14 protein-coding genes are annotated in these 15,875 nt (G+C 58.4%); 11 read left to right on the top strand and 3 right to left on the bottom strand.

Annotated elements, in window-relative coordinates; all coding sequences use genetic code 11:
- Positions 1 to 71 precede the first annotated feature (71 nt).
- The 5 genes from rnc to acpS all read left to right on the top strand — a co-directional run bounded on the left by rnc (position 72) and on the right by acpS (position 3,744).
- On the top strand, positions 72 to 752 hold the full coding sequence (gene rnc / locus HA41_RS04540; protein ID WP_069728695.1) for a ribonuclease III: 681 nt from the start codon (positions 72 to 74) through the stop codon (positions 750 to 752).
- A 148-nt stretch (positions 753 to 900) separates the two neighbouring features.
- On the top strand, positions 901 to 1,806 hold the full coding sequence (gene era, locus HA41_RS04535) for a GTPase Era (RefSeq protein WP_094119768.1): 906 nt from the start codon (positions 901 to 903) through the stop codon (positions 1,804 to 1,806).
- A 4-nt stretch (positions 1,807 to 1,810) separates the two neighbouring features.
- The gene (gene recO / locus HA41_RS04530) at positions 1,811 to 2,560 is read left to right on the top strand and encodes a DNA repair protein RecO (RefSeq protein ID WP_094119767.1); all 750 of its coding nucleotides are present in this window, start codon (positions 1,811 to 1,813) and stop codon (positions 2,558 to 2,560) included.
- A gap of 72 nt (positions 2,561 to 2,632) precedes the next feature.
- Entirely contained in the window at positions 2,633 to 3,364 is a 732-nt protein-coding gene (gene pdxJ, locus HA41_RS04525) for a pyridoxine 5'-phosphate synthase (RefSeq protein WP_094119810.1), read from the top strand.
- Entirely contained in the window at positions 3,364 to 3,744 is a 381-nt protein-coding gene (acpS, locus tag HA41_RS04520) for a holo-ACP synthase (RefSeq protein WP_094119766.1), read from the top strand. Before pdxJ ends, acpS begins: the two co-directional genes overlap by 1 nt.
- On the opposite strand, the gene HA41_RS04515 is transcribed toward acpS, so the two are convergent.
- Both HA41_RS04515 and HA41_RS04510 read right to left on the bottom strand, forming a co-directional pair.
- The gene (locus HA41_RS04515) at positions 3,741 to 3,989 is read right to left on the bottom strand and encodes a YfhL family 4Fe-4S dicluster ferredoxin (RefSeq protein WP_094119765.1); all 249 of its coding nucleotides are present in this window, start codon (positions 3,987 to 3,989) and stop codon (positions 3,741 to 3,743) included. The genes acpS and HA41_RS04515 overlap by 4 nt on opposite strands.
- A 55-nt stretch (positions 3,990 to 4,044) precedes the next feature.
- On the bottom strand, positions 4,045 to 4,884 hold the full coding sequence (locus HA41_RS04510; protein WP_094119764.1) for a MurR/RpiR family transcriptional regulator: 840 nt from the start codon (positions 4,882 to 4,884) through the stop codon (positions 4,045 to 4,047).
- 154 nt (positions 4,885 to 5,038) lie between these two features.
- On the opposite strand from HA41_RS04510, the gene yfhb reads away from it, so the two are divergent.
- Entirely contained in the window at positions 5,039 to 5,677 is a 639-nt protein-coding gene (gene yfhb, locus HA41_RS04505) for a phosphatidylglycerophosphatase C (RefSeq protein ID WP_094119763.1), read from the top strand.
- Between the two features lie 63 nt (positions 5,678 to 5,740).
- On the top strand, positions 5,741 to 6,235 hold the full coding sequence (gene tadA, locus HA41_RS04500; RefSeq protein WP_094119762.1) for a tRNA adenosine(34) deaminase TadA: 495 nt from the start codon (positions 5,741 to 5,743) through the stop codon (positions 6,233 to 6,235).
- On the opposite strand, the gene mltF is transcribed toward tadA, so the two are convergent.
- Complete coding sequence (mltF, locus tag HA41_RS04495; protein ID WP_094119761.1) at positions 6,232 to 7,689, bottom strand: membrane-bound lytic murein transglycosylase MltF; 1,458 nt, start codon at positions 7,687 to 7,689, stop codon at positions 6,232 to 6,234. The genes tadA and mltF overlap by 4 nt on opposite strands.
- Before the next feature lie 268 nt (positions 7,690 to 7,957).
- Between mltF and purL the strand changes: the two genes are divergently transcribed.
- The 4 genes from purL to glrR all read left to right on the top strand — a co-directional run bounded on the left by purL (position 7,958) and on the right by glrR (position 15,865).
- A complete protein-coding gene (purL, locus tag HA41_RS04490) occupies positions 7,958 to 11,848 on the top strand; it encodes a phosphoribosylformylglycinamidine synthase (protein ID WP_094119760.1) in 3,891 nt (1,296 codons plus the stop codon).
- A gap of 631 nt (positions 11,849 to 12,479) precedes the next feature.
- Positions 12,480 to 13,859, top strand: coding sequence for a sensor histidine kinase (locus HA41_RS04485; protein WP_279627057.1), 1,380 nt, complete (start codon positions 12,480 to 12,482; stop codon positions 13,857 to 13,859).
- 3 nt (positions 13,860 to 13,862) lie between these two features.
- Positions 13,863 to 14,531 carry a two-component system QseEF-associated lipoprotein QseG gene (gene qseG / locus HA41_RS04480; RefSeq protein WP_094119758.1) on the top strand — a complete coding sequence of 223 codons (669 nt, stop codon included), beginning with the start codon at positions 13,863 to 13,865 and terminating at the stop codon, positions 14,529 to 14,531.
- Positions 14,531 to 15,865: a two-component system response regulator GlrR gene (gene glrR, locus HA41_RS04475; protein WP_094119757.1), complete on the top strand. Its 1,335-nt coding sequence runs from the start codon at positions 14,531 to 14,533 to the stop codon at positions 15,863 to 15,865. The genes qseG and glrR overlap by 1 nt, the downstream gene beginning before the upstream one ends.
- Positions 15,866 to 15,875 lie beyond the last annotated feature (10 nt).

Below are 15,875 nucleotides of genomic sequence, written 5' to 3'. Positions count from 1 at the left end.
AACGGAAAGTGTTGGATCCTCAGCCCTGTTTGGTATGCAGAGTCACAGACGCAACAAAGAACTGGAATCGCATGAACCCCATCCTGATTAACAAGCTTCAGCGCAAACTGGGCTACACTTTTACTCATTCGGAACTGTTACAGCAGGCCCTGACTCACCGCAGCGCCAGCAGTAAGCACAACGAGCGTCTTGAATTTCTCGGTGATTCTATTCTCAGCTATGTGATTGCGAATGCGCTTTATCACCGCTTCCCGCGGGTCGATGAAGGTGACATGAGCCGCATGCGCGCCACGCTGGTGCGGGGTAATACGCTGGCTGAGATGGCACGCGAATTTGATCTCGGCGAGTGCCTGCGTTTAGGCCCTGGGGAGCTGAAAAGCGGCGGATTCCGTCGCGAATCGATCCTGGCGGATACGGTGGAAGCGCTGATTGGCGGTATCTTCCTCGATAGCAGTATCCAGACGGTAGAAAAATTGATCCTCGACTGGTATCAGAGCCGCCTCGACGAAATCAGTCCTGGCGACAAGCAAAAAGATCCGAAAACGCGTCTGCAGGAGTATCTGCAGGGGCGTCATCTGCCGCTGCCGAGCTATCTGGTGGTGCAGGTGCGTGGCGAAGCCCACGATCAGGAATTCACCATTCACTGTCAGGTGAGTGGCATGGCCGAGCCGGTGGTGGGCGTAGGCTCCAGCCGCCGTAAAGCAGAGCAGGCAGCCGCGGAACAGGCGCTGATTAAACTGGGTCTTGAATAATCCCTGACCCCGGCACCGGCAGCGGTGCCTGATGAATCATGACCTGACTGCCTTACGGCCCTGGCGTCTGACACGGCGCTGAATCAATCATGACCCGAATATGCACTATCCCGGCGCCTGAACAGGCGCTGAATAACTCAGGACTCGAATGAGCGAAAACGTAACTTATTGCGGCTTTGTCGCGATTGTCGGCCGACCTAACGTCGGCAAATCCACCTTACTGAACCAGTTGCTGGGGCAGAAGGTGTCGATCACCTCGCGTAAGCCGCAAACCACGCGCCACCGCATCATGGGCATCCATACCGAAGGCCAGTATCAGGCGATCTACGTCGATACGCCCGGTCTGCACATGGAAGAGAAGCGTGCGATTAACCGTCTGATGAACCGTGCCGCCAGCAGCTCGATTGGCGACGTGGAACTGGTGATCTTCGTGGTGGAAGGTACCCGCTGGACGCCAGATGATGAGATGGTGTTAGGTAAACTGCGCGACGGCAAAGTGCCGGTGGTGCTGGCGATCAACAAAGTCGACAACATCCAGGACAAGAGTATTCTGCTGCCGCACCTGCAGTTCCTGAGCCAGCAGATGAACTTCCTCGATATCGTGCCGATCTCAGCGGAAAGCGGGAAAAACGTCGATACTATCGCGGCGATCACCCGTAAACATCTGCGTCAGGCCGATCACCATTTCCCGGAAGATTACATCACCGACCGATCACAGCGCTTTATGGCGTCGGAGATCATCCGTGAGAAGCTGATGCGTTTCCTCGGCGCTGAGCTGCCTTACTCGGTCACGGTAGAAATCGAGCGCTTCGTCACCAACGAACGTGGCGGCTACGACATCAATGGCCTGATCCTGGTGGAACGCGAAGGCCAGAAGAAGATGGTGATTGGCAACAAAGGCGCCAAAATCAAAGTCATCGGAACAGAAGCGCGCAGGGACATGGAAGAGATGTTCGAAGCGAAAGTGCATCTCGAACTCTGGGTTAAGGTGAAATCGGGCTGGGCGGACGACGAACGTGCGCTGCGCAGCCTGGGTTACACAGACGATCTCTGATTCGATGGAAGGCTGGCAACGCGCCTTTGTGCTGCATAGTCGTCCCTTCAGTGAGACCAGCCTGCTGCTCGACCTGTTCAGCGAAAGCGAAGGGCGGGTACGGGTACTGGCGAAAGGGGCGCGGTCACGTCGCTCTCAGCTGAAAGGGGCGCTACAGCCTTTCACGCCGCTGCTGGTGCGCTGGAGCGGGCGCGGCGAGGTCAAAACCCTGCGCAACGCCGAAGCGGTGTCGCTGGCGTTACCGCTCAGCGGCATCACGCTCTATTGCGGCCTCTACGTCAACGAACTGTTGTCCCGCGTACTGCAGCAGGAATTCCCCTTCTCTGATCTGTTCTTCGACTATCTCAACTGCTTACAGAGCTTAGCCTCATCTCACGGCACACCGGAACCGGCACTGCGCCGCTTTGAGCTGGCGCTGCTCGGTCATCTCGGCTACGGCGTCGATTTCCTGCACTGTGCCGGCAGCGGCGAGCCGGTCAGCGATGATATGACTTACAGTTACCGCGAAGAGCGCGGCTTTATCGCCAGCCTGGTGCTGAATCAGCGCAGTTTCACCGGCCGCCAGCTACGGGCGCTGTGTGAGCGCGAATTTCCCGATGCGGAAAGCCTGCGCGCCGCGAAGCGGTTTACCCGCATGGCCCTGAAACCCTACCTCGGTGGAAAGCCGCTCAAGAGTCAGGAGCTGTTTCGCCAGTTTACCCCGATGAAAAAACCGGATGTCGCGGGTGAAGAGCCTGATGAAGCAGCGGAATAGCGCAGGTCGTACCGCTTGCCGGGTGCAACGCGGTACACTCAACATTACGATGAACAAGAAGTGAGGATGGTCATGGCTGAGTTGCTGTTAGGCGTCAATATCGATCACATTGCCACGGTACGTAACGCGCGTGGTACTAACTATCCCGATCCGGTGCAGGCGGCGTTTATCGCTGAGCAGGCGGGGGCTGATGGCATTACCGTGCATCTGCGCGAGGATCGCCGTCATATCACCGATCGCGACGTGCGTATCCTGCGCGATACCATCCAGACGCGAATGAATCTGGAGATGGCGGTGACCGATGAGATGATTGGCATCGCCTGTGAAATCAAGCCGCACTTCTGCTGCCTGGTACCGGAAAAGCGACAGGAAGTGACCACAGAGGGCGGACTGGATGTGGCCGGGCAACAGGATAAGCTGAATGCAGCGGTCAAGCTGCTGAGCGAAGCTGGTATCCTGGTGTCGCTGTTCATTGATGCCGATCACCGCCAGATCGAGGCGGCAGTGACCAGCGGTGCCCCCTATATCGAAATTCATACCGGTGCTTATGCCGAGGCAGCGGAAGGTCTGGCGCGCGACGCAGAACTGGCGCGCATCCGTCAGGCAGCCACCTTTGCTGCCAGCCTCGGTCTGAAGGTCAACGCCGGTCACGGTCTGACCTATCACAACGTGCTGCCGATTGCGGCACTGCCGGAAATGCATGAGCTGAACATCGGTCATGCGATCATTGGCCGTGCGGTGATGAGCGGATTGCCTGATGCAGTCCGGGAGATGAAGCAGCTGCTGCGTGAAGCGCGTCGCTGATGGCGATTCTCGGACTGGGTACCGACATCGTTGAGATCGAGCGTATCGCCGGGGTGATTGAGCGATCCGGCGATCGGCTGGCGCGTCGGGTACTGAGCGAAGCGGAGTGGCAGCAATATCAGGCGCACCAGCAGCCGGTGCGCTTTCTTGCCAAGCGTTTTGCGGTCAAAGAGGCGGCAGCCAAGGCGTTTGGCACCGGCATTCGCGGCGGTCTGGCGTTCAATCAGTTTGAGGTCTACAACGATGCGCTGGGGAAACCGGGATTACGTTTTTTCCAGCACGCCGCAGAAGTAGCACAGCGGCTGGGCGTGGCAAATGTTCACGTCACGCTGGCTGACGAACGTCATTACGCCTGCGCCACGGTGATCATCGAAAGCTAGCCGTGCAGCAGCACAAACTTATCCCACAGCGCATCGCGTGATTCGGTGTGCTGTGGGTCAACGATGATCGTGTTATCGATAGGGCAGACCCGCTGGCAGGTTGGCTCATCATAATGACCGATGCACTCGGTGCAGCGGCTGACATCAATTTCATAAATCGCATCACCCAGCGAAATGGCCTGGTTCGGGCATTCCGGTTCGCACATATCGCAGTTAATGCATTTGGCCGTGATCAACAGCGCCATCTTCCCCACCTGATACCAACAGAAAAAGCGCGGCTATTATACGCCCTGACGCTGATCAGACCAGCTTTTTCACCAGCGCTTCGCTGTGCCGGATATGGCTGGAGGCGCGTTCCGGATCGTTCTGCACCAGCGCCATAAACAGCAGATCGGTCAGCGCCAGCTGCGCGGTGGTCGAGGAGATCGCCGCGCTGCGGGTACTCTGCTCTTCCGCCACGGTGTAGAGACAGTGGCTGGCGCTCTGTTGCAGGGTATTCGGTGTAAAGCCGGTAAAGGCCAGCACGGCTGCGCCGACCTGGGCCGCTTCCTGCGCCGCCAGATTGATCTCACGTCGCTCACCGGTATAAGAGATGGCCAGCAGCACGTCGCCGGGCCCCATCGCCTGTACGCTGGCCAGCAGGGCATGCATATCCTGCTCGGCCACTGCGTTAATCCCGATTTTCATCAGCTTCCATGAAAAATCTTTCGCCACCAGTCCGGAGGCACCAATTCCCACCAGCAAAATTCGCCGGGCATTTTTCAGCAACTGCAAAACGTCGTTGAGCTTCTCTTCGCTGTTGATATCCAGCGTGGCGCGAATGGCCGACAGCTTTTCGGTCAGCAATTTTTCTCCCACCATCTTGAGTGGGTCATCGCTGAGAATATGGTTGTGCACGGTAATCGCATCCTTGTCGGCCAGTGACTCGCTCAGGGCCAGTTTCAGCGCTGGAAAACCTTTGTAGCCCAGCTTCTGGGCAAATTTCACCACGCTTGACTGACTGACGCCTGACTCTTCCGCCAGTTTTTGCGAACTCAGATGACGTGCCCGATCGGGTTGTGACAGCAAAAAATCAGCCAGCCGGCGTTCGTTCAACGCCAGACGGGGATAAAGCTGGCGAATGCGCAGCAATGAACTCATGCCCAATCCTCATGATTCAGGAGTAATTTCCGAAGAATAAACTATTCATCTGGCATTGTAGTCATCGGAATTAAAAATGACAGCCATCGCCGTGCCGCCTGATGATGGCTACAATAGTCTCTATTGGCGCAAAATCGGCGTATAGGAGAGTTGTTTGACCAAGGGTACACAACGTCGCATCGTATTTTTTGACCTGGACGGCACGCTGCACCAGCAGGATATGTTTGGCACTTTCATGCGTTATCTGCTGCGACGCCGGCCGCTTAATCTGTTGCTGGTGGGGCCGCTGCTGCCGGTCGTCGGTCTGGGATTGCTGTTCAAAGGCCGGGCGGCACGCTGGCCGATGAGCCTGCTGCTCTGGTCAATCACTTTTGGTCATTCAGAGCGCACGCTGCTGCGTCTTGAAGCGGAATTTGCCCAATGGTTTCGTCTGCGGGTCAGGGCTTTTCCGGTGGTGCAGCAGCGTCTGACTGACTATCTTGGCAGTGATGATGCCGATGTCTGGCTGATTACCGGTTCGCCGCAGTCGCTGGTGGAGCAGGTCTATTACGACTCTGCGTTTCTGCCCCGGGTGAAACTGATCGCCAGCCAGATGGAGCGCGGCTGGGGTGGCCGGGTGCTGGCGATGCGCTGCCTCGGGCATGAGAAAGTGGCGCAGCTGGAGGAGCAAATCGGCACGCCGCTACAGCTCCACAGTGGCTACAGCGACAGCAAGCAGGACAACCCGCTGCTGTTTTTCTGCCAGCATCGCTGGCGGGTGACGCCGGCAGGCGAGCTGCAACAGCTGGAATAAGTTTTAACACAGCGCGGGAGACCGCTATAATGCGCCGCTTTTCTGTCGCCGGGAGTGGCCTGCATGAATCAACAACACGATGAATACTGGATGCGCCACGCGCTCGGTCTGGCACGCCTGGCCTGGGAGCAGGGCGAGGTGCCGGTCGGGGCGGTGCTGGTGCAGGCGGATCGGGTGATTGGCGAAGGCTGGAATCGCCCGATTGGTCAGCACGATCCTACCGCCCATGCGGAGATGATGGCGCTGCGTCAGGGCGGCAAGGTGCTGGAAAATTATCGTCTGCTGAATACCACACTCTACGTGACGCTGGAGCCGTGCGTCATGTGTGCCGGTGCGATGGTTCACAGCCGTATTACCCGGCTGGTGTATGGCGCGCATGATGTCAAAACCGGGGCGGCGGGATCGCTGCTCGATGTGCTGGGTCATCCCGGCATGAATCATCAGGTTGAATTACACAGTGGCGTATTGGCAGACGAGTGTGCCGCGATGCTGAGTGATTTCTTCCAGATGCGGCGCGAGCAGAAAAAAGCGCTGCGTCAGGCGCAGCGCCAGGGTTAATTCATGGCGATTTTCGGTTCGACCGCCGGATAGCCTTTTGCCAGTTCCGCTTGTGCCGCCATCTGCTGTGCCAGGCGCTTCTCCTGCTCCTGCAGATACCCCACCAGACTGATTTGATACTTGCGGATGTTCTCAACGTAGTTATAGGCTTCGTGCCCGCGCGCGTAGCCGTAGGTAGTCTGCGCGTAGTAACGCTTCTGGCTCAGCATCGGTAGCCGCAGCTTGACGTCAGCCCAGCTATCCGGATTGCCGCCCTGGCGGGCCGTGAGTTTCCGCACGTCCAGCATGTGGGCATAGCCCATGTTATAGGCGGCCAGCGCAAACCAGATACGCTCATCTTCCGGGATGGTTTGCGGCACCTTCTCCATCATGTTTTGCAGATACTGGCTGCCGCCGCGAATACTCTGTTCCGGATCGGTGCGGTCACCCACATCCAGGCTTTCAGCGGTATTACGGGTGAGCATCATCATGCCGCGCACGCCGGTCGGCGAGGTGGCCTGCGGGTTCCAGTGCGACTCCTGATAAGAGATAGCGGCCAGCAGACGCCAGTCGATGCTGGTGGCGTACTTCTCGAACAGCGGTTTAATGTCGGGCAGCGTGTTGTCGATGGCGCGCAGGAAGGTGCGGGTATCCACATAATCAAAGGTGCCAACGTGACCGAGATACTTCTCCTCCAGCCGCGCCATCGCGCCTTCTTCGCCCATGCCGTTAAAGAAGTCGAGCATTGCCGCATTGAGACTGTCATCGTCGCTATGCTTAACGTACCAGGTGACCGGCTCCTCATCGGTGACGTCAAACGCCACCGCCAGCTGAGGATAGATGCGCTGCAGCAGGGCAATGGTCACCGAGTCGCCAATGGTGTAATCGAGTTTGCCATCCGCCACCGCTTCCAGCAGCGCTTTCGGACTCTGGTCAGTGGCGATCGCCCAGTCCAGATCGGGGAACTGATTAGAGCGAGCGCTTTTCAGAGTCGAGAGATAGGCCGATCCTGAGGCGACCGTCAGCCGCCCCTTGAGGTCGCCGAGGTTTTTCGGGCGTGGCTTATTCACGCGATACACCAGCTGTTGCGAAACGTTGTAGTAGCCGGGCCCGGTGCGATACCGTGCCAGACGTTCGCTGTTGTAATTCAGGCCAGCCGCCAGCACATCCGCTTTACCTTCATCAAGGTCGTCAAACAGGTCACTCAGGTTCGGGCGAACCGTTACCTTCAGTTTCACGCCCAGATAATCGGCGAAGCGTTTTGCCAGCTCGTAGTCCATACCGGCCGGAGATTGATTTACGGTGTAGTAAGTCAGCGGGGAATTGATGGTGCTGACACGCAACACTCCCCGTGATTTAATCTGTGAAATCGTGTCCTGCCCACCGCCATACCACGGGATGGAGGGCCACAGTGCCATGGCTAACAGCACGGCGACCAGACCGATAAACAGATAATTAAATTTTAGGCGTTTCAAATAGTTATCTCTCTCTGGCTCTAAGGCCTCTGTCTTTTAAAGGCAGTATTTGTCTTCTTTGAACTCCCAGAGCGAGGGGCATTTTGCGCAACAAAGCGAAGCTGAGCAACTCATATAGCAGGTTTTGCGCAAATTTCAGGCAAATCCGGTGGGCCATAAATTTTGCGCAAACGGTTTCGTCGCGAGGTCGCTTTCTCTATAATACGCCCCGTTTTCCCCTGTTGCGCCCAATGAAGCGTCGCCCGGCGTTTCGAAGACGAGAGATCTTATGATGGAAATTCTGCGTGGTTCGCCCGCCCTGTCGGCATTTCGTGTAAACAAACTGCTGACCCGCTTTCAGGACGCTCACCTGCCGGTGAGTGATATTTACGCTGAGTACGTCCATTTTGCCGATGTCAGCGCGCCACTGAGCGCCGACCAACAGACCCGTTTACAGCGTCTGCTGAAATATGGTCCTTCTCTCGCTGAACATGCGCCACAAGGGCGTCTGCTGCTGGTGACACCGCGTCCCGGCACTATTTCACCCTGGTCATCGAAGGCCACTGACATTGCCCACAACTGCGATCTGCCGCAGGTGCGTCGCCTGGAGCGCGGTCTGGCGTTTTATGTGCAGGCACCGCAGTTAACCGAAGCGCAGTGGCAGTCGCTTGGCGCACTGCTGCATGACCGCATGATGGAGACGGTTTACAGCGACCTGACGCAGGCTGAGCAGCTGTTTGCTCATCATTCACCGCAGCCGGTGAAAAGTATCGATGTGCTGGGCGAGGGTCGTCAGGCGCTGGTTCAGGCCAATCTTACGCTGGGTCTGGCGCTGGCCGACGATGAAATTGACTACCTGCTGGCGGCGTTCACCCGTCTGGGCCGCAATCCGAACGATATCGAACTCTATATGTTTGCGCAGGCCAACTCGGAGCACTGTCGTCATAAAATCTTCAACGCCGACTGGATTATTGATGGTGAGCAACAGCCGAAGTCGCTGTTTAAGATGATCAAAAATACCATGGAGCAGACGCCAGATTACGTGCTGTCAGCTTACAAAGATAACGCCGCGGTGATGGAAGGGTCCGAAGTGGGCCGGTTCTTCGCCGACGCCGCAGAAAGTGAATACCGCTGGCATCAGGAAGCGGCGCATATTCTGATGAAAGTTGAGACGCACAACCACCCGACGGCGATCTCACCGTGGCCAGGCGCGGCCACCGGTTCCGGCGGTGAAATCCGTGATGAAGGCGCAACCGGTCGCGGTGCCAAGCCAAAAGCGGGGCTGGTTGGCTTCTCGGTATCGAACCTGCGTATTCCTGGCTTTGAACAGCCGTGGGAAGAGGATTTCGGCAAGCCGGACCGCATCGTCAGCGCGCTGGAAATCATGACCGACGGGCCACTGGGTGGCGCGGCGTTTAACAACGAATTTGGCCGTCCGGCGCTGAACGGCTACTTCCGTACCTATGAAGAGCAGGTCACCAGCCACAATGGCACCGAGCTGCGTGGCTACCACAAGCCGATCATGCTGGCAGGCGGCATTGGCAATATCCGTGCTGACCACGTGCAGAAAGGTGAAATCACCGTGGGCGCGAAGCTGGTGGTGCTGGGCGGTCCGGCAATGAACATCGGCCTCGGCGGCGGTGCGGCATCCTCAATGGCTTCCGGCCAGTCAGACGCCGATCTTGACTTCGCGTCGGTACAGCGTGACAACCCGGAGATGGAGCGCCGCTGTCAGGAAGTGATCGATCGCTGCTGGCAGCTGGGCGATGACAACCCGATTCTGTTTATCCACGACGTGGGCGCTGGCGGTCTGTCGAATGCGATGCCTGAGCTGGTCAGCGATGGCGGCCGTGGCGGGCAGTTTAACCTGCGCGATATCCTGAACGATGAGCCAGGCATGAGTCCGCTGGAAGTGTGGTGTAACGAATCACAGGAACGTTATGTGATGGCGGTGGCACCCGAGAAGCTGGCAGAGTTCGAAGCGATTTGCCAGCGTGAACGCGCGCCGTTTGCGGTAATTGGTGAAGCCACCGAAGAGCTGCACCTGAGCCTGAGTGACAGCCATTTCGACAATAAACCGATCGACATGCCGCTCGACGTGCTGCTGGGCAAAACGCCGAAGATGACACGTGACGTGGTGACGCAGCAGGCGCAGGGCAGTGAACTGCAGCGTGATGGCATTACCCTGGTGGATGCGGTGAATCGCGTGCTGCATCTGCCTGCCGTGGCGGAGAAAACCTTTCTGATCACCATTGGTGACCGCAGCGTGACCGGCATGGTCGCGCGCGACCAGATGATCGGTCCGTGGCAGATCCCGATTGCCAACTGCGCTGTGACCACCGCCAGCCTCGACAGCTATCACGGTGAAGCCTTTGCACTGGGCGAGCGCGCGCCGGTTGCGCTGCTCGATTTCGCTGCCTCCGGCCGTCTGGCGGTGGGTGAAGCGCTGACCAACCTGGCGGCGACTGCAATCGGCTCGCTGAAACGCGTCAAGCTGTCAGCTAACTGGATGTCGGCTGCCGGTCATCCGGGTGAAGATGCCGGTCTGTATGCGGCGGTCAAAGCGGTTGGCGAAGAGCTTTGTCCGGCGCTGGGTATCACCATTCCGGTCGGTAAAGATTCGATGTCGATGAAGACCCGCTGGCAGGAAGGCAATGAACAGCGTGAAATGACCTCGCCGCTGTCGCTGGTGATCACCGCGTTTGCGCGGGTTGAAGATGTGCGCCGTACCGTTACGCCACAGCTGCAGCCCGATCAGGAAAACCTGCTGCTGCTGATCGACCTCGGCAACGGGGCCAATACCCTGGGCGCCACGGCGCTGTCGCAGGTTTATCGTCAGCTGGGCGACAAGCCTGCCGATGTGCGTGATGCGACTCAGCTGGCGGGCTTCTTCAACGCCATGCAGGCGCTGGTGGCGGAGCAGAAACTGCTGGCCTATCACGACCGTTCCGACGGTGGCCTGTTAGTGACGCTGGCTGAGATGGCTTTTGCCGGACACTGTGGCGTTGAGGTGGATATCGCGGCGCTGGGCAACGACCCGCTGGCCGCTTTATTTACCGAAGAGCTGGGTGCGGTGATTCAGATCAACGCCGCCGATCACGCGGTGGTTGAGCAGGTGCTGGCCGATCACGGTCTGGCTGAGTGCAGTCATCTGCTGGGCCACGCGCAGCCGGGCGACCGTTTTGTGATTCGTTCGGGTGATAGCGCGGTCTACAGCGAAAGCCGGACCACGCTGCGCACCTGGTGGGCTGAAACCACCTGGCAGATGCAGCGCCTGCGTGACAACCCGGCCTGTGCCGATCAGGAACACGAAGCGAAGAAGAACGACAACGATCCGGGTCTGAACGTCACGCTGACTTTCAACCCGCAGGAGGATGTGGCCGCCCCGATGATCGCCACCGGCGCGCGCCCACGAGTGGCGGTGCTGCGTGAGCAGGGCGTTAACTCTCATGTTGAAATGGCGGCGGCTTTTGATCGTGCCGGCTTTACTGCGGTTGATGTGCATATGAGTGACCTGCTGGCGGGCCGTCGCGGTCTGGAAGAGTTTCAGGCGCTGGTGGCCTGTGGCGGCTTCTCTTACGGCGATGTGCTGGGTGCCGGTGAGGGCTGGGCGAAATCGATTCTGTTCAACCCGCGCGTTCGTGATGAGTTTGAGACCTTCTTCCACCGTCCGCAGACTCTGGCGCTGGGTGTCTGCAACGGTTGCCAGATGATGTCCAATCTGCGTGAACTGATCCCTGGCAGTGACCTGTGGCCACGCTTTGTGCGTAATCAGTCTGAGCGGTTTGAAGCCCGTTTCAGCCTGGTCGAAGTGGCCGCCAGCCCGTCGCTGTTGCTGGAGGGCATGGTTGGATCGCATATGCCGATCGCGGTTTCCCACGGTGAAGGCTTCGTTGAAGTCCGCGACCCGGCACACCTGGCTGCGCTGGAGTCGAAAGGCCTGGTGGCGCTGCGCTTTATCGATAACTTCGGCAAAGTGACAGAAACCTACCCGGCTAACCCGAATGGTTCTCCTAACGGCATTACCGCCGTGACCAATGAGAGCGGTCGCGTCACCATTATGATGCCGCATCCGGAGCGGGTGTTCCGCACCGTCAGCCATTCCTGGCATCCGGCCGAGTGGGGCGAAGACAGCCCGTGGATGCGTATCTTCCGCAACGCGCGCAAACAGCTGGGTTAAAATATTCGCTGATAGCATTACTGATAACAACAGGAGGCCACCGTGCCTCCTGTTTTATTTTCCGGCGGTTGTTGGCAAATGACGACAGAAGTCGCTTTCGGGTGTCGCTATCAGGCGACATTTATCCTGCTGATTTTTATCAATTAATGATTCGCAGTGCCTGAGTGTTGCTTTCAGACGACAGTTTTGCCTGTTGTAGCGGCTGATAAATGTCGCAGGTAGGTGCAGGGTTTTGGCAATTCTCTGAAAAATATCACTATTTATTAACTGGCATGAAACTTGCTATACTGTTTCAGCTGCTCATTCACCTGTTTATGATTGCCCCGCCTGGCGGAAAAGAGCTCATAAAAACCGAATGACGCACCAAACGGAGCCTGCCGTCCACCTCATCGATAATCGTTTGCTTTGCAACGTTATCAAACGCCGGACGTCACGTTGAGTAAGGCTCCACCCTTTCCTGAGCGATGCCGCTGGCGTCGCCGCTACGGCAGGCCAGTGCGCCTGCCGTTTTCTTGTCTGCCTCTTTCTTCCTGCATCAGAGTCCGCTAGCATCCAGTCAGCAATTTTCTAAGGAAGCGGCCGCGTGAAAAGATGGCGTTTATTTCCCCGTTCTCTGCGCCAGCTGGTGCTGATGGCCTTTGTGCTGGTGCTGTTACCGCTGCTGGTACTGGCCTGGCAGGCGTGGGAGAGCCTCTCCGCCCTGAGCGAACAGGCGGCCGATACCAACCGCAATACCTTTACCGACGTACGCCGCAGCGAGGCGATGGCCCGCACCGCGGTTGAGCTGGAGCGCAGCTATCGCCAGTATTGCGTGCTGGATGACGCCTCACTGGCGCGGCTCTATCAGACGCAACGTACCCGCTACAGTCAGATGCTGAGCGCCCACAGCGACAGCCTGCCGGAACTGCCCGCTTTCCAGACATTACAAGCTACGCTGCCGTTGCTGACGCAGCTGCAATGCGATAATGGCACCCCGGTACCGCGCGCCGCTGAAGCGCTGGATCGTTTCTCTGCCACCAATGCCCGGATGGTGCAGGCTACGCGTGAAGTGGTGTTTTCCCGCGGCTTACAGCTCCAGCGTGAGATTGCCGAACGCGGCCAGTTTTTTGGCTGGCAGGCGCTGATTCTGTTTATCATCAGCCTGGCGTTAATGCTGCTGTTTACCGGCATGATTATCGGACCGGTTAAGCGGATTGAGCGGATGATCAACCGGCTGGGGGAAGGACGGGAACTGGGCAGCAGCGTAGTGCTTCGCGGTCCGCGTGAGCTGCGTTCGCTCGGCCAGCGTATCTTGTGGCTAAGCGAGCGGCTGGCCTGGCTGGAAACCCAGCGGCATGAGTTTCTGCGTCATCTCTCCCATGAACTGAAAACGCCGCTAGCCAGCCTGCGCGAAGGCACTGAACTGCTGGCGGATGAAGTGGCGGGATCGCTGAACAGCGAGCAGAAAGAGGTGGTTTCGATTCTCGACAGCAGCAGCCGCCATCTGCAGCGATTGATTGAGCAACTGCTGGATTACAACCGTAAACTGGCCGATGGCCCGACCCGGCTGGAAACGGTCAGGCTGGATGAGATTATCGGGCGGGTGGTGAGCGCCCATGCGCTGTCGGCCCGAACCAAACTGATGCAGACAGTGGTGGATCTCAGGGCGACGCACTGTCTGGCCGAGCCAACGTTGCTGATGCGGGTGATCGACAACCTCTATTCGAACGCCGTGAACTACGGCAGCGAATCCGGTACCATCTGGCTGCGCAGTCAGCAGCAGGGCGATCGCATCTGGATTGAGGTTGCCAACAGCGGCACGCCGATTCCGCCGGAGGAGCAGAAGATGATTTTCGAGCCGTTCTTCCAGGGCAGCCAGCAACGTAAAGGTCCCGTGAAGGGCAGCGGGCTGGGACTGAGTATTGCCAAAGATTGTTTGCGCCGGATGCAGGGTGACCTGACGCTGGTCACCAGCGATCACTCCGCCGTCTGTTTTCGCATTGAACTGAACACCACAGCCGGGAATGTCTGACCGATGAAATATTTACCCGCTTTGCTGCTGAGCACGCTGACTACCCTGCTGCTCAGCGGCTGTACCGCTTCTCCGGCCACGTCATCGCGGCCATCTGATCATCCGGTGGCGGAACCGGAGGTCAAAATCGCTGATTATCTGGCGACCCGCTGCAGTGATGTGTGGCAGATTGAGAGTCCGGCGGCGCTCGATAATCCGCTCTACTGGATGCGCGCCATTGACTGTGCGGAACGCCTGTCACCGGCTGAAGCCCGGGCAGAAGCGCATCGCTGGCCGGCGGAGGGCTGGTCACGCGCCTTTAAGCAGGGCGTGTTAATGGCTAACGGCAACGTGACGCCGATGGAGCGACGTCAGTATGTCACCACGCTCGACAGCTACAGCAGTGGCTTTCCTGCCCCGGTGCGTCCGCTTATTCAGCTGTGGCGCAGCAACCAGGCCGCGCAGCTTGACCTCAGCGAAGCGCGCAGCCGTTACGCGCATCTGCAACAAAGCAGTGATGCCCAGCTGGAGGCTATCAGGCAGCAGATGGTCAGGCAGCAACAGCAGCTGAGTGATACGCAGCGTAAGCTGGAGCGCCTGACCGACATTGAGCGCCAGCTATCATCCCGCAAAGCGCCGGATGTCTCTGACAGCAGTCACGGCACCGCACTGCCGCAGGAAGAGGAGCAATAATGGTTAAACAAGCCGCCCGGCTGCTGCTGGTCGATGACGATCCCAGCCTGCTGAAACTGCTGGGAATGCGCCTCAGCAGCGAAGGTTACCAGGTCACCACCGCCGCCAGTGGTCCGGAAGCGCTGCGCCTGTTGCAGAAAGAAAAAATTGACCTGGTGATCAGCGATCTGCGGATGGATGAAATGGATGGACTGGCGCTGTTTGGCGAAATCCAGAAACGCCACATGGGGCTGCCGGTGATTATCCTGACCGCGCACGGTTCGATTCCGGATGCGGTCTCTGCTACCCAGCAGGGCGTATTCAGCTTTCTGACCAAGCCGGTGGATCGTGATGCGCTCTACAACGCGATTGATGAAGCGCTGGCGCAGCAGGCGCCGATCAGCGATGACCGCTGGCGCGAAGCGATTGTCACCCGCAGCCCGCTGATGCTGCGGCTGCTGGAGCAGGCGCATATGGTGGCGCAGTCGGACGTCAGCGTGCTGATTAACGGGCAGAGCGGCACCGGCAAAGAGATGCTGGCGCAGGCGATCCATGCCGCCAGTCCCCGTAACGGCAAGCCGTTCATCGCCATCAACTGCGGTGCGCTGCCCGAGCAACTGCTGGAGTCTGAGCTGTTTGGTCACGCCAAAGGGGCGTTTACCGGCGCGGTCAGCGCCCGCGATGGGCTGTTCAAAGCGGCTGGCGGCGGCACGCTGTTTCTTGATGAAATCGGCGATATGCCGCAGGCGCTGCAGGTTAAGCTGCTGCGGGTGCTGCAGGAGCGTAAAATCCGGCCGGTCGGCAGCGATCATAACATCGATATCGACGTGCGCATCATTTCTGCCACCCATCGCGATCTGCCTAAGGCGATGGAGAAAAAAGAGTTCCGCGAAGACCTGTTCTATCGCCTCAATGTGGTCAACCTGAAAATTCCGGCGCTGCATCAGCGAACGGAAGATATCCCGCTGCTGGCGAATCATCTGCTGCGTCAGGCAGCGGAACGGCATAAACCGCAGATCCGCAGTTTCTCGGTTGATGCAATGAAACGTCTGATGGCGGCCAGCTGGCCGGGTAACGTGCGCCAGCTGGTCAATGTGGTTGAACAGTGTGTAGCACTCAGCGCCTCGCCAGTGATCAGTGATGCGCTGGTGGCGCAGGCACTGAGTGGTGAAAACAGCGCGCTGCCGACGTTTGCCGAGGCGCGTAATCAGTTTGAGCTGAACTATCTGCGTAAGCTGCTGCAAATGACCAAAGGCAATGTCACTCATGCTGCGCGTCTGGCTGGACGCAACCGTACTGAATTCTATAAGCTGCTGTCTCGTCACGAACTGGACGCCAGCGATTTTAAAGAGTAGCGTGCGCCGC

This window comes from Pantoea conspicua (assembly GCF_002095315.1).
Lineage (GTDB): Bacteria > Pseudomonadota > Gammaproteobacteria > Enterobacterales > Enterobacteriaceae > Pantoea > Pantoea conspicua.
The sequence above is the reverse complement of the archived record's forward strand: the minus strand, read 5'-3'. Positions and strand labels throughout refer to the sequence as shown.

Coding starts and splice junctions, on each gene's coding strand:
- recO (WP_094119767.1), top strand. CDS start 1,811: ATGGAAGGCTGGCAACGCGCCTTTGTGCTGCATAGTCGTCCCTTCAGT.
- glrR (WP_094119757.1), top strand. CDS start 14,531: ATGGTTAAACAAGCCGCCCGGCTGCTGCTGGTCGATGACGATCCCAGC.
- HA41_RS04485 (WP_279627057.1), top strand. CDS start 12,480: ATGGCCTTTGTGCTGGTGCTGTTACCGCTGCTGGTACTGGCCTGGCAG.
- purL (WP_094119760.1), top strand. CDS start 7,958: ATGATGGAAATTCTGCGTGGTTCGCCCGCCCTGTCGGCATTTCGTGTA.
- qseG (WP_094119758.1), top strand. CDS start 13,863: ATGAAATATTTACCCGCTTTGCTGCTGAGCACGCTGACTACCCTGCTG.
- pdxJ (WP_094119810.1), top strand. CDS start 2,633: ATGGCTGAGTTGCTGTTAGGCGTCAATATCGATCACATTGCCACGGTA.
- rnc (WP_069728695.1), top strand. CDS start 72: ATGAACCCCATCCTGATTAACAAGCTTCAGCGCAAACTGGGCTACACT.
- tadA (WP_094119762.1), top strand. CDS start 5,741: ATGAATCAACAACACGATGAATACTGGATGCGCCACGCGCTCGGTCTG.
- HA41_RS04515 (WP_094119765.1), bottom strand. CDS start 3,989: ATGGCGCTGTTGATCACGGCCAAATGCATTAACTGCGATATGTGCGAA.
- acpS (WP_094119766.1), top strand. CDS start 3,364: ATGGCGATTCTCGGACTGGGTACCGACATCGTTGAGATCGAGCGTATC.
- HA41_RS04510 (WP_094119764.1), bottom strand. CDS start 4,884: ATGAGTTCATTGCTGCGCATTCGCCAGCTTTATCCCCGTCTGGCGTTG.
- era (WP_094119768.1), top strand. CDS start 901: ATGAGCGAAAACGTAACTTATTGCGGCTTTGTCGCGATTGTCGGCCGA.